The organism is Pseudomonas sp. MWU12-2319, assembly GCF_023242525.1.
GTDB classification, from domain to species: domain Bacteria; phylum Pseudomonadota; class Gammaproteobacteria; order Pseudomonadales; family Pseudomonadaceae; genus Aquipseudomonas; species Aquipseudomonas gingeri_D.
Genome location: NZ_JALJES010000029.1, coordinates 56,729 through 82,617 on the forward strand (window position 1 = coordinate 56,729; position 25,889 = coordinate 82,617).

Here is a 25,889-nt window from a genome sequence, read left to right on the forward strand (position 1 = left end):
CAGCCTCCGCATCCTTAGGCGTAGAGCTCGAATACATTGCTGTCTCGAATGAGCAACTGCATCAGCTTGGGATGGATAAACAGCTTTTCCTTGCCCACTTGAACCTCCTTCAGCACCTCGATGGAAACCAGTTCCTTGAGATACCGCGAAGCAGCTTGGCGTTGAGCGATCTGTTTCTCTACGACGTTGTTGATACGGCAATAGGGCTGTTCGAAGATCACATCCACCAATTCGCGGGAGTAGGTCCTCGGTAGCCGCTCGCGCACAAATTGCAGGGTGTGCTCGGACAGTGCCCGAATGGCCGCGATCTTGGCGGTTGTCCAGCGGGCCGTTTCTTCGACGGCATTCAGCATATACAGCAGCCAGGGTTCCCAGGCTCGTTCGCGGGTCACTTCCAGCAGCAGCCGGTAGTAATCGGCGCGATGGGCAATGATGTAGCGGCTGAGGTAGAGGATGGGCAAGTTCAGCAAGCCTTCCTCGATCAGAAACAAGGTATTGAGCACTCGCCCGGTCCGGCCATTGCCGTCGATAAACGGGTGAATGGCTTCAAACTGATAATGCCCCACCGCCATGCGCACGAGAGGGTCCAACTCGGTTTCGTTGTGCAGAAAACGTTCCCAGTTGGCGAGCAGATCGCGCAGATGCGCTTCGCCCTCCGGTGGTGTGTAGATCACTTCACCCGTGCGGTCATTGGCGAGCTGGGTGCCTGGAGTACGCCGGATATCCAGGTTTACCCCCTTGAGCGTGCGACATACTTCTACTGCTGTGCCTGTGGATAACGGACGCTGCGCCAAAGACTGAAAACCCTGATGCAGCGCCGTGCGGTAGCGCAAGGCTTCCTTGGTGGCGGGGTCGGCATGGTTTTCGGTGTCCTGGGCGTATTGGAAAAGCTTGTCCGTGGTGGTGACGATGCTTTCGATTTCCGAACTGTCCTTGGCTTCCAGCAGTGGGATGGTGTTGATCAGCACTGTCTGGTTGGGGAGTAGTTCGGCCGCCTGCTTCAACTCGGCCAGCGCGGTGCGGGCTTCGATACAACGCTTGAGGACGGCGCGGGTTTCCAGTTCTATGGCGTTGGGAGGCAGCAGAGGAAGCTGGTTATAGGGCCTGTCGGCTTGCCATGGGAGAGGGGCTTCAGTCATGGAGGCGATCCTGATCCTTGCGCTGCTTGGTTTGTGAAGGGCAGCAGCGCGCTTGAATTCGTTGAGGCAGTGTATGCCGGTCACCTGAACGTGTCGCTGTTTTTCAATTTCAGCGACACGTTATCGTGATATGTCGCTGGCGACGACATGAGAGCAGAACGTGTCGCTGAAATCGAGTTTTAGCGACATGTCAGAGATTTCGTTCTTGGTTGGTCCCAAATGCTGATGCTCAACGAGGACGCTAGGTGACAGACAACCTCGGTGCAATGGTTAACGATGCGTGCCCAAGGCAAAACACCACCCTACCTGTGGAAAACGGATCTGTGTAGGAGCAGGCTTGCTGGCGATTGCGATGCCACATTCAGCGTTGCCACTAGCTGTGAGCGAGGTCTGGCGGAGTCTGAAATGAACGAATCCCTCTATAACTACGATCCTGCCTCGGCGCTAGAAGACCCGGAATCGATTGCTATTTTTATGGTGGATGCTTTCGAAACGGGCGATTCGGTTTACGTCTCCCAGGCATTGGGAGTCGTTGCCCGTTCTAAAGGCATAGCCCATCTGTCCCAAGAGAGCGGCACTGATGACTTGAGCTTTTTAAGTAGGCCACCCATCGGCCCCGAGTAGTCGGGGCTTGATAGGCGACTGCGGAAGTCGAGGGAAATGCCTCGCGGTTTGTGTTGCTTGCTCGGGGACAAGGGATAGGCTTTGTCACCATGGAAGTCACCATGGAAGTCACCATGGAAGTCACCATGGAAGTCATTGCCGGTGCCGCTTGATAATCGACTCAATACTATTGGCTGGCTGAAAATTCAGCCAACGTAGTTTCGAAAGCTCGCCCTGAAATCCAAAGGCTTCAGGTACAACTGATCCGACAGATCCCCGCGCAGAATGAAGAGCTTGGGCGCGTTGCGCAGCTCAAACACCCGGTAGAGAAAGAACTGTTGATCCATCTCTTTTGAGAACTGCAACTCGTTGTGGCTGATGATGAAGGGCGCCGCTATTCCATTGTTGGTGGTTTTGACTTCGATGTACCGATGGTCCACCGGTGTATCGAACGACAAAATATCGAACCCGGCACCGTCGCCTCGGGTGTCCGATATCCATTCCAGTTGCTGAATCAGATCCGGGTAGCCAGCTTCCTGCAATCGCTGGTGCTCGTAGCCGATGACCCATTCTTCTCCGCTGCGACCCAGTTGTCGGTTGGCTTCGTCACGTGCCGCGAAATTGAGCTTACGGGGTATGCGGATGCGCGATGCGGCTTCGGATGCCTGAAGTAAAGCTTCCTTCTTGGGCGCATCCACCAGCACGGTGCCGGTGTAGGTCTTTTCCCCGGGCGCCTTCACTTCCTCCAGTGCATCAACAACTTTGTGCATGACGCTGCGGTTGTCTGTGACATAGGCCTGAACCGCTTGACGCAGCAAAAGCTGGCTGTTGCCTCGGGGCTTGTAGCCCTGAATAAATGGCAATTCCAGACCGGCCAAAATGGCGCTGATGTTCGAATGCTTGAGCTCCACCGAACCTTTGCTTCGTCCGTTGAGGCGGGTGCGCAATGCGCTGTTGTGTTCGGTTTTATTGTAGGGGCGCTGTTCAGCTTCAAGCCGCAGCATCTCAAAGTAGTCGGCTACGGTCGCATCGACTTCGTCCTGGGACCAGTCCTCTCCGATTCGGATCACCTCGAGGCCGAGCGACTGCAATTTGGCCGCGACGGTCGCTTCGTTTTCCACAAGCGCTGTCGCGCTCAGTGGGCCGTCAGATGGGAATTGCACTCCGTAGGCAACCGCCACAACGGCTTTGATATCGCACTGTTCGCCATTTCGCGGATTGCGTACCAGGAAGTACCTCGATTTTCCGAAGCCATACCGCTTCAGAAAGGCAGAGCGTCCCAGGGTTGAAAACTCGTCAAAGGCGGCTTGGACGGCGGCAGGGCTTTGCAGTCTGGAGAGATCATTCATTTCGCGTCATGCGCCACTATGTAAGTCAAATCCTGTGAATTTGCAGGAGAGTCTCACATAAAAAGCGAAGTCTTAGAAATGGCTGTCCAGAGAAGGAAAAATATCCTGTTGGCTCGACGAAAAATCTTACGAGCACCTGATGGGGAGAGCTTTCTAGTCGTCAGTAAAAAGGGGAGCACAGCTCCCCCCTAAATCGCACTGGGCTTGTACCTGTCAGTTTGTTATCCCAGCGGACTGGTCCTCAATCACGGAATCAACTTGTCGTTGAGCCAACTCAATCAGATGCACCACACCCATCGCCACCTTGCGGTTCGCACCCGTGAGGTTGTCGGCATTTTCATAGGCGGTGGCGGCAGCGGAGTCCAATATTGAACTGGCGTTAACGAGGGCTTCTTCTCGGCTTTGCGGGGCAGAGGCGTTGTCTTGTGTTCCTGCGATACCAGGGCGTTTTGGACCGCCGCCCTGAGGCAGTATGTAGTACGCCAAGGCGCGATCAGCGGCTTGGGGGTCAATGCTTTCGATTCCGGAGGTTCCCGGTGGGTTGGGTGTGACTTTGTACATGGCAAATCTCCAATCTCACGGATGGAGCCGTCACCAGTATCGCTACCAAACGATTTGAAGGTGGCGGCTGTACACAGGTTGGTAGACCGGAAGATTGGAGAACCCGGCGCGCCCGAAGGTGCCCTGCGCACAGCCACCATAAAATGCAGGCAATAAAAAACGCCTCATTCCAAGGGGGCGCTGTGCGCCAATCTATACCGGGCTACCAAACCCGATCACTGATATGCAGTGACGGACTGAAGACTAGCCAGCGAAATTGGCAGGCACAAGCGCTCAGGATTTTCTAGGAAACTTCATTCAAAGGAAAGTGAGTTGTCTTGCTGGCACTGCAAGATCACTGAAAAAACGCAGCTGATTTGACGGTGTTAAAACGCTGAAAGGGCTGTTGGCCGGGAGCGCGAATTCTCCTGCGGGGTCCTCGATTTTCCAGTTACTTAGGACTGATACGACTCAGTGGTTATGTGGATTTCCACGACCTGTCAAATACCGGGCCCCGTCACGCGAGCCGACAATCTGGCCAAGCGATCCCACCCCTCTGCGCTGATCCCGAAGCAGTTCGGCAACCACAATTTTTGTAGCGGCAACTGCTCCAACACGGGCACCACGGCTGAAGTGAGCTGCGATTCCCCCGGACCCGCCGCGAGTGTCAGATCTCGCAGTGGCAAATGCGCCAGGTGGGCGACTCCGGCGTCAGTGAGCCAAGGACTTTCATACAGCCCGAGGCGCCACAGCGGCAGATCGCGCAGGTAGGCCAAGTCGGCGTCGCGTAGATCCAGACCGCTTATCTCCAGTTGCTCCAACGGCAATCCCAATTCGACGAGCATTCGCAAAGCCTTGCCGTCAATGCCGTGACAAAAACTGAGATTAAGCCGCTTCAGCGGCAGACCGGCCAGTTGTTTCAGTTCCTTCCCGGTGATGTCGTTCAATGAAAGGTCCAGCGATTCCAGCTCCAGACCACGCAGGTCTGACAATGTATGCGCGTCGATGCCTTGCACATCGGAGAGCCCCAGGCGCTTCAGTGGAAACGCGTGCAGCACATCGAGCCGCTCGATCATTTGCTGTGAAGATTTGAGATCCAGATCGGCGAGTGGCATGCCTTCCAGCTCCGCGATGTCGTCCTCGCCGATATACGAAGATTGCAGCGAAAGCCGTTCGATCGGCAGGTCCCGGATGGCGTGGAGCATGGCGTCGGTTGCGTAACAGTAATCGAGGCTCAGCGAGCGCAAGGCCGTCAGTTCGTAGAGCCAGGAAGGCTCCTTCAGGATTGCGCCATTCCAGCCGAGCGATAGCTGTTCGAGTGGATTATGACCCAAGTGCCGCATTCCACGTGAAGTGAGTTCCCCTGCGCGTTCGAATGTGAGTGAACGCAACTTGAGTCGTGACAGTCCGAGCAGGCCGTCGTCGGTGACCTCATCACAACGGTTCAACGATAACTCCTGCAGCGCGCCACTGCCGAGTTGGTGGAGGAAACGGTCGTCGAAGTCTTCGCCGTAGGTTTCCAACTTCAGCCGGCGCAACCGTTCGAGTGACGGGAGGCTGCTGGCGTTGTCATCGCGCGAAAAGCCACTGATTTCCAATGTCTCGAGGGCAACGGCTGGCAAACGTTGCCATACAGTCTGATCGAAGCTGAATTTCGGGCTGTTGAGTACCAGCGTACGCAGTGGCGGCTCTGCCAGGGCATCAAGCCAGTCAGGCTCGGCGTTATCCAACTCCACATGGTCTATGGGCAGTCCACGAAGCTGCGATAACAGTGCCTTGGGGCGATTGGTATGCGCGGTGGTGTTCAACTGCGCAACAACTGCGATAGCAGCCGGATCGCACAGGCCGGCAGCGACTCGTACTCCATCCAGTGAAGCCTCGCCGGTGTCGAGTAAATCGCGATAGAGCGAAGCGCGCGCTGCAATGTCATCGGGTGTGGCAGAGAGTTGGGCCATCAGGGCGTTGCGGTTCAGCACTATTGACGAGTCCGAAGTGAGTGAGCCGAAAGGATTGATGGAGGTATTAGCCAGTGAAGTCAGCCAAGTGTCCAGAGGCATGCGTGAAAAAAGGGGAGCAGGCTCCCCTTTATGCCGCGCTGCTTTCCGTCAGTTTGTGACCCCAGCAGGCTGTTCTTCAATCACTGAATCCACCTGCCGTTGAGCCAACTCGATCAGATGCACGACGCCCATCGCCACCTTTCGGTTCGCACCCGTGAGGTTGTCGGCATTTTCATAGGCGGTGGCGGCAGCGGAGTCCAGGATTGAGCTGGCGTTGACGAGGGCTTCTTCTCGGCTTTGCGGGGTAGAGGCTCTCTCTTGTGTTCCTACGATACCAGGGCGTTTTGGACCGCCGCCTTGAGGCAGTATGTAGTACGCCAAGGCGCGATCAGCGGCTTGGGGGTCAATGCTTTCGACACCGGAGGTTCCCGGTGGGTTGGGTGTGACTTTGTACATGGTAAATCTCCAATCTGGCGGTTGGAGCCACCACGCCGTCGCGACTAAACGATTGTGGGTGGCAGCTGTGCACAGGTTAGTCGACCGGAAGATTGGAGAAACCGGCGCACCACGAGGGTGCCCTGCGCACAGCCACCATAAAATGTAGGCAATAAAAAACGCCTCATTCCAAGGGGGCGCTGTGCGCCAATCTATCCCGGGCGACTAAACCCGATCACTGAATAGGCAGTGACGAATTGAAGACTAGTCATCGAAATTAGCAGGCGCAAGCGGTCAATATTTTCTAGGAAACTTCACTCAAAGGAAAGCGAGTTGTCTTGCTGGCCTTGGCAAATCACTGCGCAAAGCGCCGCCTCTACATCCGCCGATGCTCAGTCATCGCCGACAGCACCACTGACGTCGCCGCCGTCCTCGTCTCCACCCCCAGCTTGATATACACATGCTCCAGATGCTTGTTCACCGTACGCGGGCTCAAGTCCAGAATGGTGCCGATATCGCGATTGGTTTTTCCACAGGCTACCCAGCGCAGCACTTCCACCTCACGCCCCGTCAGTTGAAAACGTGCCGACAACACCTGGCTGGCCGGTTCGTCGTTCAGGCTCAAGGCCGCCACTGGCTGTGATGCCGCCCGCGCCGACAACAGCGTGCGTGAGGTACGCAAATGCGCCGCAACCCGAGCCAGCACCTCATCGATCTGAATCGGCTTGGTCACATAATCACTGCCACCCACCTCAAACCCCTGAACCACATGCCGACTCTCCGTCAGCGCCGTCATAAACAGCACCGGAATATCAGCACTCTCCGGCTGCGCCTTGATCCGCCGACAGGTCTCAAACCCATCCAGCCCCGGCATCATCGCATCCAGCAGGATCAGGTCCGGGCGCCGCCGCTCGATCCGGTTCAACGCACTCAACCCATCCAGCGCCACCAGCACCATATAACCGGCATCGTTAAGCGCATCGGAGAGCAGCGCGAGATTGTCCGGCGTGTCATCCACAATCAGCACGACACCGGGTTCAGCGACTGTGGTCAGTGCATTCATCTTCTGCCTCCTTGAGGGTGCGGTTGATTTCGTCCAGGCGAAAGTTCTTCAGCAGTTTGCGGATCGACCCGATAAAAGCCGCCGTGTCGGGTGTCTCGGCCTGGATACTGTCGAGCTTTTCCTGCAAGCCACGGACATAGCCGATGGCGCTGAGTTCGCCGAGGGCGACAAGGTCAGGGTGTGAGGGTAAGACCCAAGGTTCGGGGAGTGGCGCCGGCGCTGGCTTTTCACGCCGCACCCAATGCAGATCAAGTTGCTTCTGAATCCTCTCCAGCAACTCCGGCGTGCGCACCGGTTTGGCCAGGTAGTCATTGCAGGCGCTGGCCAGGTTGCGCTCGTCGCTGAAGGCATTGGCCGAGATCACGATGATTGGCACCGTGGACAGCGCATTGCGGCGGATCAGGCGGCTGGTTTCCCAGCCATCCATGGTCGGCATCGACAGGTCCATCAGAATCAGGTCCGGCCCCAGCAACGCCACCTGACGAATCGCTTCCTGGCCGTTGCTGGCCTGCACCACTTCGAAGCCCAGCGGCGTGAGCATGCCGTTGAGCACTTTGCGATGGTCCACATGATCGTCCACCACCAGCACCCGGCGTCGTGGTCCCTGGTAGCCGATGATGTCGTGCTCGACATGGACCACGGCTCGGGGCGCCCGCACCTGGGAAAGAAACAGCCGCACCTGGAAGCAGGTGCCCTTGTCCTGCTGGCTCCTGACCTGCAATTCGCCGCCCATCAGCGAGGTGAGCATGCGGGTGATGGTCAGGCCCAGGCCGACGCCCTTGTCCTGGCGCATCAGGTCGCCGCGCTCGAACGGCTGGAAGATCCGCTCGATATGCTCGGGGTCGATGCCGATACCGGTGTCGATAATCTCGAAGTTCGCGGTTTCGCGCATGTAGCTGACCCGCAGGCAAACCTCGCCGCTGTCGGTGAAGTTGACCGCATTGCCCAGCAGATTGATCAGGATCTGCCGCACACGTTTTTCATCGCCACGCACCACCGCCGGCATCTTGCCGATCAGTTCCAGGCGAAAGCGCAGACCCTTTTCCTGGGCCTGAGGAGTGAACATCAGTTCCAGGTCATGGATCAGTTCCGGGAAAGGAATTTCCGTCAGTTCCAGGCGCAGTTTGCCGGCCTCGATCTTGGCCACATCGAGCAGTCCGTCGATCAGTGACAGCAGGTGCGAACCACTGCGCAGAATGGTCGCCAGGGCATCCTGGTGCTGTTCCGGCATGGCCGCGTCGCGCTGCAGGTTCTGGGTAAAACCGAGGATGCTGTTGAGCGGCGTGCGCAGTTCATGGGACAGCCCGGTGATATAGCGACTCTTGGCCGCATTGGCTGCCTCGGAGGCTTCCTTGGCATCCTGCAGGGCCTGGTCGGTGACTCGGTGGGCGGCGATTTCCTGCATCAGTAATTGCGTCTGGCGAGTCGATTCTTCCTGGGCCACATGGCGGCTTTCCCGGGTCAGAACGATCCACCAGGCGAGGATCGCCGCCAGCATCGATAGGGTCAGGAATGCCTTGAAAAACGCCTGGTACAAAGTCGCCGAATGGGGCAGCCCCTGGGACGCCTGGCCATAGATCAGCGCAAGGGCGCCGCTGAGCATCAGGATCAGTACCAGCAGCAGACCGAGGTAATGCATCAACCGGGTATGCAGGCGCGGCACCATAGTGCTGGGCAGCAACCAGCGCAACAACGACTCGAACTGTGCGGACAAACGCCCCTGGGGTTTGCAACGATCGCCGCAACGCGCATCCAGCGAACAGCACAGCGAGCAGATGGGCGTGCTGTAGGCCGGACAGAACGCCATGTCCGCGACTTCGAACGGATTACTGCACAGACCGCAGGTGACCTGCGTACTCGGTTGCACCGGACGCAGCAGCAACGGGTCGCTGGTGCGGGCGATGTAATAGCGGCTGCCGGTGGCCCAGGCCAGCAGCGGAACCATGATCAGCGCGGTACCGAGGGCGACAAAGGGCGGCGCGGCCTGGGCTAGGGCACCGAACAGTCCGAAGTGGGCGAGGATCGACAGCAACGAGGCAATCACCATCGAGCCGACGCCCACCGGGTTGATGTCGTAGAGGTGTGCGCGCTTGAATTCGATGTGCTTCGGCGACAGCCCCAAGGGCTTGTTGATCACCAGATCCGCGACCACCGAACCAATCCAGGCGGTGGCGATATTGGCGTAGAGACCGAGCACCTGGTCGATGACATCGAACACCCCCAGCTCCATCAGCATCAGTGCAATCGCCACATTGAACACCAGCCACACCACGCGGCCGGGATGACTGTGGGTGACCCGGGCGAAGAAGTTCGACCAGGCCAGGGAGCCGGCGTAGGCATTGGTCAGGTTGATCTTCATCTGCGAGACGAACACGAACAGCACCATCGCGCCCAGTGCCCACTCCGGCGAGGAGAACACATAACGGAAAGCCACCAGGTACATCTGCGTCGGTTCGGCGGCGCGCTCCATGGGGATTTCGTGTTGCAGGGCAAGAAAGGCCAGGAAGGCCCCAGCGGCCATTTTCAGGGCGCCGGGGATGATCCAGCCGGGGCCGGCGCAGAGCAGGGCGGCCCACCAGCGTTTGCGGTTGGCCGAGGTTTTCTCCGGCAGAAAGCGCAGGTAGTCGACCTGTTCGCCGATCTGCGTCACCAGCGAAAGAGCCACGGTACAGGCCGCGCAAAACTCCAGCAGATTGAAGTCACCACCGCTGGAGCTGCGACCGAGGAAGCTGGTCCAGTCGCTGAAGGCCTGGGGATTTTTCACCAGCACAAACAGGTAGGGCAGCACCAGCAACACCAGCCACAGCGGTTGGGTCCAGAGTTGCAGGCGGCTGATCAGCGTCACCCCGTAGGCCACCAGCGGGATCACCAGCACCGAGCAGATCACATAGGCGAAGGCCAGCGGGATATGGAAATACAGCTCCAGGGCCAACGCCATGATCGCCGCCTCCAGGGCGAAGAACAGGAAGGTGAAGCTGGCGTAGATCAGCGAGGTGATGGTCGAGCCGATATAGCCGAAGCCGGCGCCGCGGGTCAGCAGGTCCATGTCGACGCCGTAGCGGGCGGCGTAGTAGCTGATGGGCAGGCCGGTGAAGAAGATCACCAGGCTCACCGCGAGAATCGCCCAGAAGGTGTTGGTGAAACCATAACTCAGGGCCAGCACTCCGCCGATTGCCTCCAGGGCGAGGAACGACACCGCGCCCAGGGCGGTGTTGGCGATGCGCAACTCCGACCACTTGCGAAAGGACTTCGGCGTGTAGCGCAGGGCGTAGTCCTCCATGGTCTCGTCGGCGACCCAGCTGTTGTAGTCGCGACGGATCTTGGCGATGCGCTGGGTGCCGGGTGGTAGCACGGTGAAAGACTCCTGCGGTCAAGGCGCTCCGTGCCTGGTGTTGTAGTGGTGAAAAATTGAGCAATTTTCATGCCCCAGGCTGGCGGGCCACACCAGCGGTTACCCGTGCGCGTGCCTGCGCGTGAGGCGGTCGGGTGGCACGGGCCTGGGGCGCTAGCCTGCGCCAGCTTGGTGCGAATTTCCCTACGTCAAATGACGTATGCCTTTACGTCAGGCTGCGTATACCGGCCGCCGCTCCTCGCCGCCATGCTGATGCCATCACCGTTGCTGGCCGCCCCCGAGGCGAACCCGCAGCGCCACCGCAGAGGAGTAGCAGCATGGAACCACGATTGATCCGCACCCAAGGTCTGTTGCCGCGCCGTCTGGCGCTGGGAGCGGCGGCCCTGTCGTTACTGGCCGCCAGTGTATTCAGCCAGGGGGTGATGGCGGACGAGGCCAACACCACCGGCCTGGCCGTGACCCCGACTGAAGTCACCGTCGGCCAGTTGCACTCGGCCACCGGCACCATGGCGATTTCCGAAACCGGTTCGATCCAGGCCGAACGCCTGGCCATCGAACAGATCAACGCTTCGGGCGGCATCCTTGGCCGGCAGATCAAGGTGATCCAGGAAGACGGCGCGTCCGACTGGCCGACCTTCGCCGAGAAGGCCAAGAAGCTGCTGGTCAACGACAAGGTGGCGACGGTGTTCGGCTGCTGGACCTCGGCCTCGCGCAAGGCCGTGTTGCCGATCTTCGAGAAGGAAAACGGCCTGCTCTACTACCCGACTTTCTATGAGGGGCTGGAGCAGTCGAAGAACGTGATCTACACCGGCCAGGAAGCCACCCAGCAAATCCTCGCCAGCCTCGATTGGATCGCCAAGACCAAGGGTGCCAAGACCTTCTACCTGGTGGGCTCGGACTATATCTGGCCACGCACCTCGATGAAGATCGCCCGCAAGCATATTGAAAACGTGCTGCACGGCACCGTGGTCGGCGAAGACTACTACCCGCTGGGCAACACCCAGTTCGGCTCGCTGATCAACAAGGTCAAGCTGAAGAAGCCTGACGTGGTGTTCGCCGCCGTGGTCGGTGGTTCCAACGTGGCGTTCTACAAGCAACTGAATGCGGCGGGCGTCAATTCCTCCAAGCAGACCTTGCTCACCCTGTCGGTCACCGAAGACGAACTGCTGGGTATCGGCGGCGAGAACATGGCCGGCTTCTATGCCTCGATGAAGTACTTCCAGAGTCTGGACAACCCCAACAACAAGGCCTTCGTCGAAGCCTTCAAGGCCAAGTATGGCAAGGATGCGGTGATCGGCGATGTGACCCAGGCGGCTTATCTCGGCCCGTGGTTGTGGAAAGCAGCGGTGGAGAAGGCCGGCAGTTTCGACGTTGACAAAGTGGTCGCGGCCTCGCCGGGCATCGAGCTGAAAACCGCGCCTGAAGGCTACGTGAAAGTGCACGACAACCATCACCTGTGGAGCAAGACCCGCATCGGTGAAGTGCAGCCCAATGGTCAGTTCAAGGTGGTCTACGAGTCGGGTCTGATCGAGCCGAATCCGTTCCCTAAAGGTTACCAATAACGTTCGGGCCCTATCGCCGGCAAGCCGGCTCCTGCAGGGGGCTGGTTTGCCGGGGATGCGGTTTTTTTACTTCCACCGCAGGAGACCATCATCATGGAATGGCTATCGGAATTTGGTGCCATCGCGGCCATGCAGGGGTTCAACGGTTTGTCCGTGTTCTGCGTGCTGCTGTTGATGGCGCTGGGGCTGGCGATCATCTTCGGGCAAATGGGGGTCATCAATATGGCCCACGGCGAGTTCCTCACCATCGGTGCCTACACCACCTATGTCTGTTCGAGCCTGACCAGCCATTTCGCCCCGGCGTTCCAACCCTACTATTTTTTCTTCGCCATCGCGTTGTCGTTTCTGATCGCCGGCGCCATCGGCTGGCTGGTGGAGTGGGCGATGATCAGCCGACTCTACAAGCGGCCGCTGGACACGCTGCTGGCGACCTGGGGCCTGTCCCTGGTCATGCAGCAGACCTTCCGTTCGGTGTTCGGCGCCCGTGAAGTCAGTGCCACGCCACCGGAGTGGTTGATGGGGTCGTTCAACCTCACGGACTCCATCGAAATCCCGCGCAACGGCCTGTTCATGATGGCCCTGACCTTGCTGCTGACGGCAGGCATTTTTGTCCTGCTCTATCGTTCGCGCTGGGGCCTGCATGTGCGCGCCACGGTGCAGAACCGGTTGATGAGCCGGGCCGTGGGCATCAATACCCGCAAGGTCGACCGCATGACCTTTGCCCTGGGTTGCGGTGTCGCCGGGGTGGCCGGCGCGGCCTTCACCACCATCGGTTCCACCGGACCCACCGCCGGCTCGCAGTACATCGTCGACACCTTCCTGGTGGTGGTCTTCGGCGGTGCGCAAAGCCTGTTCGGCACCATCGCGTCGGCGTTCGTGATTGCCCAGACCCAATCGATCTCGGAGTTTTTCCTCAGCGGTTCGATGGCCAAGGTGCTGACCCTGTCCGGGGTCATCCTGATCCTGATGCTGCGCCCCCAAGGGCTGTTCTCCATCAAAGTGCGCAAGTAGAGGCGAGCCGATGAACGTTCTAGACAAGATGCTGGCGGGCAAGCCGAACCTGCTCGGCGTGGCGCTGTTGGCGCTGCTGATTTTCGTGGTGTTCCCGCTGACCCTGGATGCCTTCCGCCTGAATATGGTGGGCAAGTATCTGACCTATGCCTTCGTCGCTGTGGGGCTGGTGTTGTGCTGGGGTTATGGCGGCATTCTCAGTCTCGGGCAAGGCGTGTTCTTCGGTGTCGGCGGCTACTGCATGGCGATGTTTCTCAAGCTGGAAGCCTCCGATCCGGTCAGCACCAAGATCCAGACCACGCCGGGCATTCCGGACTTTATGGACTGGAACCAGATCACCGAACTGCCCTGGCTCTGGGGGCCGTTCCACAGCTTCAGTTTCACGCTGCTGGCGGTGATTGTGGTGCCGGTGTTGCTGGCCTTCATCATCGGAATTGCACTGTTCAAGCGACGGGTCGGGGATGTGTATTTCTCCATCGTCACCCAGGCCATTGCGCTGATTCTCACAGTGCTGATTGTCGGTCAGCAGGGCCTGAGCGGTGGGGTCAATGGCATCACCGATCTCAAGACGCTGCTCGGCTGGGACCTGCGCACCGACAGCGCCAAGCTGGTGTTGTACTTCATCAATGCGGCGCTGCTGTTCGGCTGCATTTTTATCGGCCGTTTTGTCCTCGCTTCCAAGCTGGGGCGCTTGCTGATGGCGATGCGCGACAAGGAGGAGCGGGTGCGCTTCTCCGGTTATGACGTGGCCACTTTCAAGATATTCGTGTTTTGCATCGCCGCCGGGTTCTCGGCCATTGGCGGCGCGATGTTCGCCTTGCAGGTCGGCTTTATGTCGCCCACATTCGTCGGCATCGTACCGTCCATCGAGATGGTGATCTTTACCGCGGTCGGCGGGCGTATGTCGCTGCTCGGCGCGGTGTATGGGGCCTTGCTGGTGAACTACGGCAAGACCTATTTCTCCGAGTCCTTTCCCGAGCTGTGGCTGTACCTGATGGGCGGGCTGTTCATTGCCGTGGTCATGTACTTCCCCAATGGCCTGGCCGGGCTCTGGGACAGTCATGGTCGCCAGGCGCTTGCTCGATTGCTGCGACGTTCTCCTCGCTCACAACCGGTGGCTGCGTCCTTGCCACAGGCCGTGCGTGTCGAACCGAAAGCTCCAGCCCCTGAACGTCCTTCCCTGGAGGCCCAGCCATGACCGCCATCGGTTTTCAGATGAACAAACCGGTATTGGCCATCGAGGGGCTGACGGTGTCCTTCGACGGTTTCAAGGCGGTGGACAACCTCAACCTGTATATCGACCGCAATGAAGTGCGGGTAGTGATCGGACCCAATGGTGCCGGCAAGACCACGGTGCTCGACCTGATCTGCGGCAAGACCCGCGCCACCAGCGGCAGCATCCAGTTCGACGGGAAAGAGCTGACCAGGATGCACGAGTACAACATCGTCCGTGCCGGCGTCGGGCGCAAATTCCAGAACCCGTCGATCTACGAAAACCTCACGGTGTTCGAGAACCTGGAGATGTCCTATCCGGCCGGGCGCAAGGTGTTCAGCGCCTTGTTCTTCAAGCGCAGCGCGGCGGTGATTGCGCGGGTGGAAGAGGTGGCCCGGGAGATCTTTCTCGGCGATCTGCTGGAGCAACAGGCCGACCTGCTGTCCCACGGCCAGAAGCAGTGGCTGGAGATCGGCATGCTGCTGATGCAGAACCCCGACCTGCTGATGCTCGACGAACCCGTCGCCGGGATGAGCGTCAACGAGCGCGTGCAGACCGCCGAGTTGCTCAAGCGCATCAGCCAGGGCCGTTCGGTGCTGGTGATCGAGCACGACATGGAGTTCGTCAAGAGCATTGCCCACAAGGTCACGGTGCTGCACCAGGGCAAGGTGCTGGCCGAGGGCAGCATGGAGTCGGTGCAGAACAACCCGAAAGTCATCGAAGTCTATCTGGGCCATTGAGGAAGCAGGCATGTTCAACGTCAACAAGCTGTCCTGTGGCTACGGCCAGAGCCAGATTCTCCATGACCTTGACCTGGTTGTGGCCAGGCAGGAAATCGTCGCCGTGATGGGGCGCAACGGCATGGGCAAGACCACGCTGTTCAAGAGTCTGATGGGCATTCTCCCGCAGTGGGGCGGGCAGGTCAGTGTCGATGGTCGTGAGGTCTCCAGTCTCGAGACCCACGAGCGGGTCGAGCACGGCATCGCCTATGTGCCCCAGGGGCGGATGATCTTTCCCAGCATGACGGTGCTGGAAAATATCCAGACCGGCTTGCCGTCTTCGGCCCGGGGCCAGGTGCCGGAAGACCTCTATGCGTTGTTCCCGGTGCTCCACGACATGCGTTCGCGCAAGGGCGGCAACCTCTCGGGCGGGCAACAGCAGCAACTGGCGATTGCCCGGGCGCTGGCGACCAATCCCAAGGTGTTGTTGCTGGACGAACCCACCGAAGGCATCCAGCCGTCGATCATCAAGGACATCGCCCGGACCCTGAAGGAGATCCGCACCCTGCGGGATTTGACCATCGTGGTTTCCGAGCAGGTGCTGTCCTTCACCCTGGAAATCGCCGACCGTTTTCTGGTGATCGAGAAGGGGCGTTTCGTCATCGAGGAAACCCGCGACAAGGTCGACGAAGCGACGATCAGCCGTTACCTCTCCGTATAGACCCCTTTGCCCTGTGGGAACCCGGCTTGCCGTAATACCGTTCAGTTAAGGCCGAACACTGTCCCTGTGGGAGCAGAGCTTGCTCGCGAAGAGGCCCTTGAGGCCGCCAAAAGCTTCGCGGCGGTGCGGCGATCCGACAAGCACCGCTCCCACAGATTTCACGCGCATGCAGGTTCTCGGCTCGACACAAACATTGTGGGAGCCCGGCTCGCCGGCGATAGCGGTCTTGAAATCGCCATCGCCGGCAAGCCGGGCTCCTGCAAAGGGAGCTACGTCATCCGACGTATTGGCCGATTCGCGTCGCCATTCGAGACTGCCAGCAACGCTGTACATCCCTACTGTCCAGGAGCTTTGCCATGACCGATACCTTGATCAAAGTCGACCTCAACCAGCCCGCCACCGAGAACGAGCAGATCCACAACCGCTGGCATCCGGACATTCCGATGGCCTGCTGGGTCAAGCCGGGGGATGACTTCATTCTCGAAACCTACGACTGGACCGCCGGGGCGATCAAGAACAACGACGATGCTTCCGACGTGCGCGATATCGACCTGTCCACCGTGCACTACCTCTCCGGCCCGGTCGGCGTGCACGGCGCCGAAGCCGGCGACCTGCTGGTGGTCGACCTGCTGGACATCGGCGCCAAGGCCGAGTCCCAGTGGGGCTTCAACGGTTTCTTTTCCCGGCAGAACGGCGGCGGCTTCCTCACCGACCATTTCCCCAGTGCGCAGAAAGCCATCTGGGATTTCAAAGGCATGTTCACCAGCTCGCGGCACATTCCCGGTGTCAACTTCGCCGGCTTGATCCACCCCGGCCTGATCGGTTGCCTGCCCGACCCGGTGATGCTCGCCGACTGGAACCGCCGTGAACAGGAACTGATCGACACCAACCCGACCCGCGTGCCGCCCCTGGCCAACGCGCCGCTGGCCACCACCGCACACATGGGCAAACTCAAGGGCCAGGCCCGCGATGACGCCGCCGCCACCGGCGCCCGCACCGTGCCGCCGCGCGAACATGGCGGTAACTGCGATATCAAGGACCTGTCCCGCGGCTCGAAGATTTTCTTCCCGGTCTACGTCAACGGCGCCGGCCTGTCGGTAGGCGATCTGCACTTCAGCCAGGGCGACGGCGAGATCACCTTTTGCGGCGCCATCGAGATGGCCGGCTGGGTACACATGAAGGTCGAGCTGATCAAAGGCGGCATGGCCAAGTACGGGATCAAGAACCCGGTGTTCAAGCCAAGCCCCATCACCCCGAACTACAAGAACTACCTGATCTTCGAAGGCATCTCGGTGGACGAGAGCGGCCAGCAGCACTACCTGGACGTCAACGTCGCCTACCGCCAGGCCTGCCTCAATGCGATCAACTACCTGACCAAGTTCGGTTACTCCCCGGCCCAGGGTTATGCCCTGCTGGGATCGGCCCCGGTGCAGGGCCATATCAGCGGCGTGGTGGATATCCCCAATGCCTGCGCGACCTTGTGGCTGCCGACCGAGATCTTCGACTTCGATATCAACCCCAACGCCAGCGGCCCGATCAAGCACCTGGACGGCAGTATCGACCTGCCTATCGCCCACGATCTGTAAGGCGTCATCAAGATTCCGGGAGTTCGAACCATGCCGACTTACGAATACCAGTGCCAGGCCTGCGGCACCTTCACCATGCTGCGGCCCATGAACCAGCGCCATGAACCTTGCCAGTGCCCCTATTGCGGCGGCGCGGGCGGTGGTTTGCAGTTATCGGCGCCGGCCTTGAACTGCCTGTCGAGCAGCCAGCGCCAGGCCATCGCCACCAACGAGCGCAGCGCCCATGCGCCGCAGACCGTCGCCGAGTACCAGCAGCGGCGTCATCCCAAGGGTTGCGGTTGCTGCGCGCCAAGCAAACCGGTGGTGCCGACCAAGGCCAATCCCCTGGGACTCAAGAGCAAGACCGGGCCACGGCCCTGGATGATCAGTCACTGACAGAGGTTTTTCTCCATGCGCCATGGCGATATTTCCAGCAGCCCGGATACCGTCGGTGTTGCTGTCGTGAACTACAAGATGCCGCGCCTGCACAGCAAGGCCGAGGTCATCGACAATGCCCGCAAGATCGCCGAGGTGATCAAGGGCATGAAGCAGGGGCTGCCCGGGATGGACCTGGTGGTGTTCCCCGAGTACAGCACCATGGGCATTCTCTATGACCATGACGAGATGATGGCCACCGCCGCGACCATTCCCGGCGAAGAGACCGCGATCTTTTCCGCGGCCTGTCGCGAGGCCAATACCTGGGGTGTGTTTTCCCTGACCGGCGAACGCCACGAGGAGCATCCGCACAAGGCGCCTTACAACACCCTGGTGCTGATCGACAATCAGGGGCAGATCGTCCAGCGCTATCGCAAGTGCATTCCCTGGTGTCCTATCGAAGGCTGGTACCCCGGCGACCGCACCTATGTCTGCGACGGCCCCAAAGGCATGAAGATCAGCCTGATCATCTGCGACGACGGCAACTACCCGGAGATCTGGCGCGATTGTGCGATGAAGGGCGCGGAGCTGATCGTCCGTTGCCAGGGCTATATGTACCCGGCCAAGGAGCAGCAGGTGCAGATGTCCAAGAGCATGGCCTGGGCCAATAACTGCTATGTCGCGGTGGCCAACGCCGCCGGTTTCGACGGGGTGTATTCGTACTTCGGGCACTCGGCGATCATCGGCTTCGACGGCCGTACCCTGGGTGAGTGTGGCGAAGAGGAAATGGGTATTCAGTACGCCCAGTTGTCGATCTCACAGATCCGCGATGCGCGAGCCAACGACCAGTCGCAGAACCATCTGTTCAAGTTGCTGCACCGTGGCTACACCGGCATCTACGATTCCGGCGATGGCGACAAGGGCATCGCCGACTGCCCGTTCGAGTTCTACCGCACCTGGGTCCTGGATGCAGAGAAGGCCCGGGAGAATGTGGAGAACATCACCCGGCGCACGGTCGGCGTGGCGGACTGCCCGGTGGGGCAATTGCCCCACGGCGGTAAAGAAAAGACCGCGGGCTGAAGCATGTCGTCGATCCAGCAGGTCCCCGCATCAGGGCAGCCCGAGGTGCGTCCGCTGACCTCGCGGTTCACCTTCGAACCGCAGCAGGTGATGGCGCTGCTGCGTAAGCGCATCGTCGGCCAGGACGCGGCACTGGCGGCGGTCGAGGCACAGCTCAAGGTGCTCAAGGCGGACATCGGTGATCGCGAGCGACCGCTTGGGGTCAACCTGTTCATGGGCCCGACTGGCGTTGGCAAGACCGAGATCGTGCGCCTGCTGGCCCAGGCTATTCATGGTCGTAGCGATGCGATGTGCCGCATCGATATGCAGACCCTGGCCCAGGAGCATTACGCGGCGGCGCTGACCGGTGCGCCGCCGGGTTATGTCGGTAGCAAAGAGGGTGTAAGTCTGTTCGACAGCGAATTGATCGAGGGTACTTACAGTCGTCCGGGCATCGTCCTGTTCGATGAGCTGGAAAAGGCCAGCGACGAGGTGCTGCGCAGCCTGTTGGGGATTCTGGAAAGTGGCAGGCTGACCCTGGCGGGCGGCAGCCGTACTTTGGATTTTCGTAACAGCCTGATCTTCATGACCAGCAACATCGGCGCACGGCAGGCCAACGCTCGACGGCAGCGTTTGAGTGTGGGCTGGAGACGTTTGCTGGGTTGGTTCGCAGAGGCTGAATCACGGCTGCTGGAGCGGGCGTTGCACAACCGTTTCGAACCGGAGTTTCTCAATCGGATCGATCGTATCCTGGTGTTCGAACGCATCGAGGGTCGCTGGCTCGACGCATTGTTGGATATCGAACTGAGCAAGCTCAATCAGCGCCTGGGGCCGCAACGTCAGTTATCGGTGGATGAGTTGGCCCGTGCCTGGCTGGGACGCGATCACGATCCGCGCTTCGGCGCCCGCGCCCTGGTGCGCAGGGTGCGGGTCGAGTTGGAACCGGCGATTGCCGATTGCCTGCTGGCCTGTGCCGACGCCGGGCAGATGACGGCGACGGTGCGGGGGCAGCGGTTGGTGGTGTTGCCGCAGGGCTAGCTTTCTGCGATCTCTACTCGATTGCGGCCCTTACCCTTGGCTGCGTAAAGTGCCTCATCCGCCACCGACAGCAACCGCGAGAGTTCGCACCCGGATTCCCCCGTGGTGACCAGCCCGATACTCACGCTGAGAAAGCCGGGTTCCAGCAGCGTCAGTCCGGCAAAGCCGGCCCTGATCCGCTCCGCCACTTCCATCGCGCGGGCTTTGTCGCTATCGCCCAGCACACAGGCAAACTCTTCGCCGCCAATGCGCCCGAATACATCCGCCGGGCGCAGGATCTGTGTCGTTACCCGGCCGAAGGCGATCAGTGCCTGGTCGCCCACGGCATGGCCGAAGGTGTCGTTCAGACGCTTGAAATGGTCCAGGTCGCAGAGCAGCAGCGCCGCCGCCGTCCTGCGCCGTTCGCAATCGGCCAGCAGCTTTTCACTCTTGAGCATGAACGATCGCCGGTTGCCGACGCCGGTCAGGGGATCGCTATAGGCCGCCGCCTTGAGCTGGCGCTCGGCGCGCTCCTTGACCATGGCCAGGGTGACGTAGCCGATCCCGACCACGTAGAGCATGGACTCGAACAGCATGAAGGAGAAAAACGGCACGCCTTCGCCGCTACCCGCGAGGGCCTGGTCCAGGCCCATGCCGGCGTCAGTAAAGGTCCGCACGCAGTAGAACAGAGTATTCAGTGCTGTCAGTGTCAGCGCAGGCAGGTAGGAGGCTTCGAGGCTGTGGCGACTGCGCCAGAACTCCAGCAAGGTCAGCACGCCGTAGCCGACCGTCAGCACCGAATAGGCGGCCACCCGCAATGGCAGTGACTCCAGGAAGGTTGGCACCAGGCACAGCGCGAGCCAAGTCAGCGCGCCAGCGAGCATGCCTGGGACCGAGGGCGCGCGCCCGGCAAACACGCGCATGGCCGTCCAGTTCATCGCTGCGCTCAGCAACAGCACCACGTTGCCCACCACCAGCGGTACAAAGTCGACGCCCAAGCCACGCAAGCTCACCAGCAGGATGCCGAGGGATGCCAGCAACATCATGCTGCCCAGGTAGGCGAGGCAGCGTTCGCGGGTTTCCCGCAGCCAGGCGTGCAGGCTCAAGAGCCCCATCAGGCAGAAGATGAAGACCGAAACCAGCAGCAGGGTGGGGATGTGCAGCAGCGTCATGTTCGGGCAACCCTGTTCAGCCGGCGACCGGGGGGCGCCCGGGACGGCGGCGGTGGGTGCCAGGGCACACCGCGAGTTGGAAAGCAGGACTTGGCACGTGAGCGAGCATCTTGGCAATCACTCGGCGGGATTGTAGCGGGATCTCCGTGGGGTTGCCTGCTTGTTGAAGGGGGCTGTTGGCCAGGGTCCTACAGATGGCGTTGAGTTGTCTGGCATCCAATGCGGTCACTTCCTTTCGGCCTCGACCGTAAGCTTCGGTAACTGGGCCGAGCAGCTGACTTTCTGTTTTTGTCGGTCCTTCTCGAAGGAGCGAACGACTGTTGAAACAGGGATCTCGTTAACCGTGGGCCATTACGATTCCAGGGGCAATTACTCACCCACGCCGGGCCCGTGTATTCCTTTGCCGTCGCGCAATCCCGAGCGTCGCGTGCCGCCTCCAGAGCCTTATAACGGCGACTTCTACAGCCAGACAAAGCGGACCATTGAGCGCGAGGCTCCGGCCAGCACCTGCCATGTTGGTTTGAAGTTCATCTGGGATAACGGCGAAGGCTTGGGGTGTGATTTGCCTTGCGTGCTGACCCCGGCCAGCGGCGAGCCCATTCGGACTCGGTTGGATGAGTACAGTCGGTTTGTCGGGAGTATTCCCGATGGAACTTATCAGGCGCAGATGCTGGCGGAGGTCGACACCGAAGATCTGGTGGTCCGCAGCCGCGCCGAGGTGCAGGCCGCGCTGGAGGCGATTCTCGAAGCAGAGCGTGCCGAAGCGGCGGCGTTGCAGGCTATCCAGGATGAGCGTGGTGTTGTCACCAATGCATTCCATACCCATTTGGCGATTGGCAAGGGCGCGCTTTATGGCGCTTGGGGATTGGTCAAGAGCGCCAAGGAATATGGCGACCTGATCAATCCCTTCGTTACCTTTTCCAATGTCGTGGTGTCCGCCTGGAACGCCGACGCTTCCAATGGTGGCAGTTGGATCGCTTCCTTTCGCGACAACTTTTCCCAGGCGCAGCATCGTGAACTGATTGAGGCGCTGGGCTTCGACCCAAGCAAGATCACCCGTGAACAACTGGCCGAAAGCTACGAAACGGCGTGCTTCGTGATGGAGGACGAGCCGAGCCGGGACCTGCTGGCGTGATTTGCCGTTGACTATGTAAAAGCCCAGAACCGCGAAGAAATCGCCGAGTTCGGTGGTGTCGTGGTCTTCGAGATAGTGCTGATCGCGCTGTTGGTCATGTATACCGGTGGTGCTGGTTTGGCGGCGAAAGGCGCAGTGTCGGTGCGAAACCTGGCATTGACCCAACGTTTGGGCAATGGGCTGAAACGGCTCGGCCAGGGCCTCAAGAACGCTAGAATAAAAAAGGCGGGAAGGGCCGAAGGGATGGGGGCTGGGGCTCGGATTGTTGAGCTTGAACGACCGAGGCAGGTACAACCAGGAAGGGTTGATAAAAAACTACCTGTTGCATCGATAGTTTTTTCTCAGAGGCAGCTTGATCGAAAATTCAAACATGCAGTTGATTTCGGTGTTGTGACAACGAAGAAAAATGCTCAGACGCTTCGGGCGTATGAGTTAGGTATCATGAAACATATGAGTGCTCCAGAAACTGTTCGTAAAGGTACTTACGGTTTTGTTAAAGGTTCGAAGGTGTACTTTAATCCGACCACAAATAATATTGTGGTGGTGAGTGAGGCTGGAGAATTTGTGACGGGGTTCAATTTGAAGGCGCAGACGCCTCAGTTGATAAACTACATTGAAAATGGAGTGTTGCGATGAGTCTTGAACTTTTGGCTTTTGCAGAGTCTTTTGTTGCTGGAAAGCTATCCGCAAATGAGTTTTGCGATGTTTATATTGAACGTTGGCGAGTCGAGAGAGACACCGATGTGATTCTGCAAGACGCTCCTGCTTTAAGCGGATGTCTATCTAGCGTGTTTTGTGCGGCTGATATGTATAGTCCAGATTCTGATAGATTGGAGTATGAGTTTGATGGTGAGCGGCTGCGAACTGAAGTAGTAAAGCTAATTGAAGCTTATCGGCGCGGCGACTACTGAAGGACGTAACGCTGTAGCTGGACTAATCCAGGTATTGGTTACCGCTAAGGGCTGTTTGACCTTATATCAATATGCGTTGTAAACGCAGTGAAGGCCGAGCCGAAAAAAGCACGAGAGAAAAAGGCATGAGCGATACTCCTGTTAGCCTGAGCACGCCACCTGAAGGTTACAGCGACTGGCTGGCCGACCTCAAAGGCCGTATCCATAACGCCCAGCAACGCGCCACGCTGGCGGTGAACCGTGAGCTGGTTCTGCTCTACTGGCAGATCGGTCATGATATTTTGACCCGGCAGGCAGAACAGGGCTGGGGCACCAAGGTCGTTGAGCGCCTGTCGCAGGACTTGCGCGCCGCCTTTCCCGATATGAAGGGGTTTTCACCACGCAACCTCAAGTACATGCGCGCGTTTGCCGAGGCGTGGCCGGACGCCGAATTTGTGCAAGGGGTGCTTGCACAATTGCCCTGGTATCACCAACTGGCGTTGCTGGACAAGCTGCCGGGCCCCGAAACTCGCCGCTGGTATGCCGCCAAGGCCATAGAACACAACTGGTCGCGCAACATTCTGGTCATGCAGATCGAGAGTGGTCTGCTGGAACGCAGTGGCAAGGCCGTCAGTAACTTCGAGAGTCTCCTGCCCCAACCGCACTCAGACCTGGCACGTGAGTCGCTGAAGGATCCTTACCGCTTCGACTTTCTCGGCCTGACCGTCGATGCGCAGGAACGCGAGATCGAAAACGCTCTGATCAAGCATGTCACCGAGTTCCTTCTGGAATTGGGCGCAGGCTTTGCGTTTGTTGGCCAGCAAGTGCTGCTGGATGTGGGCGGTGACGAGTTCTTCATCGACCTGCTGTTCTACCACCTGAAGCTGCGCTGCTACGTGGTCATCGAACTCAAGGCTGGCAAGTTCAAGCCTGAGCACCTGGGCCAGTTGAGCTTTTACCTGACGGCGATGGATGCCCAGGTCAAGCACCCGCAGGACGGTCCCACCATTGGCCTGCTGTTGTGCAAGAGCAAGAACAAGGTCGTTGCCGAATACGCGCTGCGTGATAACGCCCGTCCCATTGGTGTGGCGGAATATCAATTGGTGGAGTCGCTACCGGCAGAGCTGCAAACCAGCCTGCCCAGCATCGAACAGATCGAGCGCGAACTGGCAAGTGATGATGCATCCATGGGAGACGACTCGTAATGACCGAACTGACTCATAATCCTACCAACACTTAGGTTGGAGTACGAATTTGAGAGTGAGCAATTACGGGCGGAAATGATAAAACTAATTGAGGTATATCGGTGCGGCGAGTATTGAGTCAGCCAATGCTATTTATAAAGTAGTACGCTTTCGAAATGCGAGATTATTCTGGTAGTGAGTCAGATATAGAAAGTCTGTGTCGTGAATAGTGTAAGTGGGAATGCTTCCTAAAAATCGCATCATCGGTACGCAAGTCTCTCTAATGTTGACATTGTGGATGCATCTAGCCGAGATTGATTCTGCGGTCGAGATCGTCTCGTGGGCCCTCCTTTTCTGAGGTCAAAGTGCCATGGTCGCAGCAGTGACGGCCAAGGCCGTGTATCTCTGAACGAATGTGAAAGGGTTAGGCGCCCCGGTTGGTCGGGGCGGTTTATGAACACGAATAAAAAAATACCCGAAGATCTTCAGGAGAAAACACATGGTGCAGCGAAAGTTGTTAGGTTCCGCGACGGCAGTATTGGTGCTGAGTCTCGCTGCTTCGGTCAGCGCGGCTGAACTGAAACAGATCGGCACATTGGAGGTTCCAGGCGAGCCTCTCAACGGCTTCGACATCAGCTATGTCGATCAGGCGACCAACCGTTATTATCTGGCCGATAGAAGCAACAAGGCTATCGACGTGTTCGATGGCGCCAGCGGCAAGATGGTCGACCGGTTGCCCGGCGGATTCGCAGGACAATTAAAGACCAGTAGTGTGTCCGGCCCGAACGGCGTCGTCGTGGTTGGCGGCGAGGTGTGGGCCAGCGACGGCGACAGCACTGTGAAGGTCATCGACCTCAAGACGAAAAAAGTCTCGGATAGCCTTTCCACCGGCGGAAAATTCCGAGTTGACGAGATGGCCTACGATCCGAAGGCCCACGTTGTGCTTGTCGCCAACAATGCCGACGAGCCGCCGTTCCTGACGCTGATTTCGACCAAACCCGACCACAAAATCATGGCCAGGATTTCCCTTGAGGACGCCACGGACGGGATCGAGCAGCCCGTCTACGATGTGGTGACAAAAAGGTTCTATGTTTCGATTCCCGAGTTGAAGAAGGATAAGGCCAAGGGTGCCGTCGCGGTCATCAACCCGGCCAGCGGCAAGCTCGAGAAATTGCTGCCAGTCAATGACTGCCATCCCAACGGCCTGGTGCAAGGACCAGGTGCAAACCTGCTGTTAGGTTGCGACGCCGGCGGCAAGGACAGCGGTCTGCCGCCGGTATTCGTCGTGATGAAGACCGACGGTTCGGTGGTCAAGGTCATTCCAGGCCTCGGTTCCGCCGACATGGTCACCTACAATCCGAAGCTCAAGCAGTATTACACCGCTTCGCGCGGCATGCCGGACGGCCCGGAGCTCGGTGTTATCGACGCAAAATCCAATACGCTCGTCCAACGCATAAAGCTGCCCGGCGGCAATCCGCATTCGGTCGCCGTCAGCGAGAAGAATAACCACGTCTTCCTGCCGCTCAGCGCCAAGGACGGTGGCTGTAATGGCTGCGTGGCGGTCTTCGCGCCAGGCAGCTAGCAGGACAAGTGCTTTTGGCGCTGCATGACCGGGCGTGGAGTGTGTGCAGCAGGCTGCTGCACAATTGCCCTAATGTCATTAAAGTACATAGGCATCCCCGTTCGATTTAAAAGTGATCCTTCTCTACCATTAAATACACTGGGGATTTATTTTGGGCTGGAACCGGCATCGGGTATTACTAGGCACCCTAGGGCAAAAAAATCCAG

The 25,889-nt window shown here is 59.1% G+C and carries 23 protein-coding genes; 15 read left to right on the plus strand and 8 right to left on the minus strand.

Annotated elements, in window-relative coordinates; translation table 11 throughout:
- Positions 1 to 14: 14 nt before the first annotated feature.
- Positions 15 to 1,139 (minus strand): protein adenylyltransferase Fic, encoded by a 1,125-nt coding sequence (locus tag M5C01_RS31015; protein ID WP_152742119.1) that lies wholly within the window; start codon positions 1,137 to 1,139, stop codon positions 15 to 17.
- A 405-nt stretch (positions 1,140 to 1,544) separates the two neighbouring features.
- Between M5C01_RS31015 and M5C01_RS31020 the strand changes: the two genes are divergently transcribed.
- Positions 1,545 to 1,763 carry a hypothetical protein gene (locus M5C01_RS31020; RefSeq protein ID WP_152742118.1) on the plus strand — a complete coding sequence of 73 codons (219 nt, stop codon included), beginning with the start codon at positions 1,545 to 1,547 and terminating at the stop codon, positions 1,761 to 1,763.
- A gap of 185 nt (positions 1,764 to 1,948) precedes the next feature.
- Here M5C01_RS31020 and M5C01_RS31025 read toward each other — a convergent pair whose 3' ends face one another.
- The 6 genes from M5C01_RS31025 to M5C01_RS31050 form a co-directional block, all read right to left on the minus strand.
- Entirely contained in the window at positions 1,949 to 3,091 is a 1,143-nt protein-coding gene (locus tag M5C01_RS31025) for a DUF3883 domain-containing protein (protein ID WP_152742117.1), read from the minus strand.
- Between the two features lie 213 nt (positions 3,092 to 3,304).
- Positions 3,305 to 3,652, minus strand: a complete 348-nt coding sequence (locus M5C01_RS31030; protein WP_152742116.1) for a hypothetical protein — start codon at positions 3,650 to 3,652, stop codon at positions 3,305 to 3,307.
- 479 nt (positions 3,653 to 4,131) lie between these two features.
- Positions 4,132 to 5,586 carry a leucine-rich repeat domain-containing protein gene (locus tag M5C01_RS31035; protein WP_178130031.1) on the minus strand — a complete coding sequence of 485 codons (1,455 nt, stop codon included), beginning with the start codon at positions 5,584 to 5,586 and terminating at the stop codon, positions 4,132 to 4,134.
- A 150-nt stretch (positions 5,587 to 5,736) separates the two neighbouring features.
- Entirely contained in the window at positions 5,737 to 6,084 is a 348-nt protein-coding gene (locus M5C01_RS31040; protein WP_152742114.1) for a hypothetical protein, read from the minus strand.
- A 355-nt stretch (positions 6,085 to 6,439) separates the two neighbouring features.
- Positions 6,440 to 7,126 carry a response regulator transcription factor gene (locus M5C01_RS31045; protein WP_152742113.1) on the minus strand — a complete coding sequence of 229 codons (687 nt, stop codon included), beginning with the start codon at positions 7,124 to 7,126 and terminating at the stop codon, positions 6,440 to 6,442.
- Positions 7,101 to 10,478, minus strand: coding sequence for an ATP-binding protein (locus tag M5C01_RS31050; RefSeq protein ID WP_178130028.1), 3,378 nt, complete (start codon positions 10,476 to 10,478; stop codon positions 7,101 to 7,103). The genes M5C01_RS31045 and M5C01_RS31050 overlap by 26 nt, the downstream gene beginning before the upstream one ends.
- 317 nt (positions 10,479 to 10,795) lie before the next feature.
- Between M5C01_RS31050 and urtA the strand changes: the two genes are divergently transcribed.
- From urtA to M5C01_RS31095, 9 genes are all read left to right on the plus strand, one after another.
- Positions 10,796 to 12,040, plus strand: coding sequence for an urea ABC transporter substrate-binding protein (gene urtA, locus M5C01_RS31055; RefSeq protein ID WP_152742112.1), 1,245 nt, complete (start codon positions 10,796 to 10,798; stop codon positions 12,038 to 12,040).
- A gap of 93 nt (positions 12,041 to 12,133) precedes the next feature.
- Positions 12,134 to 13,051 carry an urea ABC transporter permease subunit UrtB gene (gene urtB / locus M5C01_RS31060; RefSeq protein ID WP_177104652.1) on the plus strand — a complete coding sequence of 306 codons (918 nt, stop codon included), beginning with the start codon at positions 12,134 to 12,136 and terminating at the stop codon, positions 13,049 to 13,051.
- 10 nt (positions 13,052 to 13,061) lie between these two features.
- Positions 13,062 to 14,249, plus strand: a complete 1,188-nt coding sequence (gene urtC / locus M5C01_RS31065) for an urea ABC transporter permease subunit UrtC (RefSeq protein ID WP_152742111.1) — start codon at positions 13,062 to 13,064, stop codon at positions 14,247 to 14,249.
- The gene (gene urtD, locus M5C01_RS31070) at positions 14,246 to 15,004 is read left to right on the plus strand and encodes an urea ABC transporter ATP-binding protein UrtD (RefSeq protein WP_152742110.1); all 759 of its coding nucleotides are present in this window, start codon (positions 14,246 to 14,248) and stop codon (positions 15,002 to 15,004) included. Before urtC ends, urtD begins: the two co-directional genes overlap by 4 nt.
- A gap of 10 nt (positions 15,005 to 15,014) precedes the next feature.
- Positions 15,015 to 15,704 (plus strand): urea ABC transporter ATP-binding subunit UrtE, encoded by a 690-nt coding sequence (gene urtE, locus M5C01_RS31075; RefSeq protein WP_152742109.1) that lies wholly within the window; start codon positions 15,015 to 15,017, stop codon positions 15,702 to 15,704.
- A 356-nt stretch (positions 15,705 to 16,060) separates the two neighbouring features.
- Positions 16,061 to 17,290 carry a formamidase gene (gene fmdA, locus M5C01_RS31080; RefSeq protein WP_152742108.1) on the plus strand — a complete coding sequence of 410 codons (1,230 nt, stop codon included), beginning with the start codon at positions 16,061 to 16,063 and terminating at the stop codon, positions 17,288 to 17,290.
- A 30-nt stretch (positions 17,291 to 17,320) separates the two neighbouring features.
- Positions 17,321 to 17,665 (plus strand): zinc ribbon domain-containing protein, encoded by a 345-nt coding sequence (locus M5C01_RS31085; protein WP_100941562.1) that lies wholly within the window; start codon positions 17,321 to 17,323, stop codon positions 17,663 to 17,665.
- A 15-nt stretch (positions 17,666 to 17,680) separates the two neighbouring features.
- Positions 17,681 to 18,724: an aliphatic amidase gene (locus tag M5C01_RS31090; RefSeq protein WP_152742107.1), complete on the plus strand. Its 1,044-nt coding sequence runs from the start codon at positions 17,681 to 17,683 to the stop codon at positions 18,722 to 18,724.
- Between the two features lie 3 nt (positions 18,725 to 18,727).
- On the plus strand, positions 18,728 to 19,741 hold the full coding sequence (locus M5C01_RS31095) for an AAA family ATPase (RefSeq protein ID WP_248764451.1): 1,014 nt from the start codon (positions 18,728 to 18,730) through the stop codon (positions 19,739 to 19,741).
- Here the strand turns inward: M5C01_RS31095 and M5C01_RS31100 are convergent.
- Positions 19,738 to 20,892, minus strand: a complete 1,155-nt coding sequence (locus tag M5C01_RS31100; RefSeq protein WP_152742106.1) for a GGDEF domain-containing protein — start codon at positions 20,890 to 20,892, stop codon at positions 19,738 to 19,740. The two genes, M5C01_RS31095 and M5C01_RS31100, sit on opposite strands and share 4 nt — an antisense overlap.
- Positions 20,893 to 21,097: 205 nt before the next feature.
- On the opposite strand from M5C01_RS31100, the gene M5C01_RS31105 reads away from it, so the two are divergent.
- The 5 genes from M5C01_RS31105 to M5C01_RS31125 all read left to right on the plus strand — a co-directional run bounded on the left by M5C01_RS31105 (position 21,098) and on the right by M5C01_RS31125 (position 25,683).
- Entirely contained in the window at positions 21,098 to 22,027 is a 930-nt protein-coding gene (locus M5C01_RS31105; RefSeq protein ID WP_152742105.1) for a hypothetical protein, read from the plus strand.
- Positions 22,028 to 22,087: 60 nt separating this feature from the next.
- Positions 22,088 to 22,663, plus strand: coding sequence for a colicin D domain-containing protein (locus tag M5C01_RS31110; RefSeq protein WP_248764452.1), 576 nt, complete (start codon positions 22,088 to 22,090; stop codon positions 22,661 to 22,663).
- The gene (locus tag M5C01_RS31115) at positions 22,660 to 22,938 is read left to right on the plus strand and encodes a colicin immunity domain-containing protein (RefSeq protein WP_152742104.1); all 279 of its coding nucleotides are present in this window, start codon (positions 22,660 to 22,662) and stop codon (positions 22,936 to 22,938) included. The genes M5C01_RS31110 and M5C01_RS31115 overlap by 4 nt, the downstream gene beginning before the upstream one ends.
- Positions 22,939 to 23,063: 125 nt before the next feature.
- Positions 23,064 to 24,122, plus strand: a complete 1,059-nt coding sequence (locus M5C01_RS31120) for a PDDEXK nuclease domain-containing protein (RefSeq protein WP_152742103.1) — start codon at positions 23,064 to 23,066, stop codon at positions 24,120 to 24,122.
- A 478-nt stretch (positions 24,123 to 24,600) separates the two neighbouring features.
- Positions 24,601 to 25,683 carry a hypothetical protein gene (locus M5C01_RS31125; protein WP_152742102.1) on the plus strand — a complete coding sequence of 361 codons (1,083 nt, stop codon included), beginning with the start codon at positions 24,601 to 24,603 and terminating at the stop codon, positions 25,681 to 25,683.
- Positions 25,684 to 25,889: the final 206 nt, after the last annotated feature.

What these genes read in the sequence shown, in the direction of transcription:
- M5C01_RS31015 (WP_152742119.1), bottom strand. Translation starts at nt 1,139, where the DNA reads ATGACTGAAGCCCCTCTCCCATGGCAAGCCGACAGGCCCTATAACCAG.
- M5C01_RS31020 (WP_152742118.1), top strand. Translation starts at nt 1,545, where the DNA reads ATGAACGAATCCCTCTATAACTACGATCCTGCCTCGGCGCTAGAAGAC.
- M5C01_RS31025 (WP_152742117.1), bottom strand. Translation starts at nt 3,091, where the DNA reads ATGAATGATCTCTCCAGACTGCAAAGCCCTGCCGCCGTCCAAGCCGCC.
- M5C01_RS31030 (WP_152742116.1), bottom strand. Translation starts at nt 3,652, where the DNA reads ATGTACAAAGTCACACCCAACCCACCGGGAACCTCCGGAATCGAAAGC.
- M5C01_RS31035 (WP_178130031.1), bottom strand. Translation starts at nt 5,586, where the DNA reads ATGGCCCAACTCTCTGCCACACCCGATGACATTGCAGCGCGCGCTTCG.
- M5C01_RS31040 (WP_152742114.1), bottom strand. Translation starts at nt 6,084, where the DNA reads ATGTACAAAGTCACACCCAACCCACCGGGAACCTCCGGTGTCGAAAGC.
- M5C01_RS31045 (WP_152742113.1), bottom strand. Translation starts at nt 7,126, where the DNA reads ATGAATGCACTGACCACAGTCGCTGAACCCGGTGTCGTGCTGATTGTG.
- urtA (WP_152742112.1), top strand. Translation starts at nt 10,796, where the DNA reads ATGGAACCACGATTGATCCGCACCCAAGGTCTGTTGCCGCGCCGTCTG.
- urtB (WP_177104652.1), top strand. Translation starts at nt 12,134, where the DNA reads ATGGAATGGCTATCGGAATTTGGTGCCATCGCGGCCATGCAGGGGTTC.
- urtC (WP_152742111.1), top strand. Translation starts at nt 13,062, where the DNA reads ATGAACGTTCTAGACAAGATGCTGGCGGGCAAGCCGAACCTGCTCGGC.
- urtD (WP_152742110.1), top strand. Translation starts at nt 14,246, where the DNA reads ATGACCGCCATCGGTTTTCAGATGAACAAACCGGTATTGGCCATCGAG.
- urtE (WP_152742109.1), top strand. Translation starts at nt 15,015, where the DNA reads ATGTTCAACGTCAACAAGCTGTCCTGTGGCTACGGCCAGAGCCAGATT.
- fmdA (WP_152742108.1), top strand. Translation starts at nt 16,061, where the DNA reads ATGACCGATACCTTGATCAAAGTCGACCTCAACCAGCCCGCCACCGAG.
- M5C01_RS31085 (WP_100941562.1), top strand. Translation starts at nt 17,321, where the DNA reads ATGCCGACTTACGAATACCAGTGCCAGGCCTGCGGCACCTTCACCATG.
- M5C01_RS31090 (WP_152742107.1), top strand. Translation starts at nt 17,681, where the DNA reads ATGCGCCATGGCGATATTTCCAGCAGCCCGGATACCGTCGGTGTTGCT.
- M5C01_RS31095 (WP_248764451.1), top strand. Translation starts at nt 18,728, where the DNA reads ATGTCGTCGATCCAGCAGGTCCCCGCATCAGGGCAGCCCGAGGTGCGT.
- M5C01_RS31100 (WP_152742106.1), bottom strand. Translation starts at nt 20,892, where the DNA reads ATGACGCTGCTGCACATCCCCACCCTGCTGCTGGTTTCGGTCTTCATC.
- M5C01_RS31115 (WP_152742104.1), top strand. Translation starts at nt 22,660, where the DNA reads ATGAGTCTTGAACTTTTGGCTTTTGCAGAGTCTTTTGTTGCTGGAAAG.
- M5C01_RS31120 (WP_152742103.1), top strand. Translation starts at nt 23,064, where the DNA reads ATGAGCGATACTCCTGTTAGCCTGAGCACGCCACCTGAAGGTTACAGC.
- M5C01_RS31125 (WP_152742102.1), top strand. Translation starts at nt 24,601, where the DNA reads ATGGTGCAGCGAAAGTTGTTAGGTTCCGCGACGGCAGTATTGGTGCTG.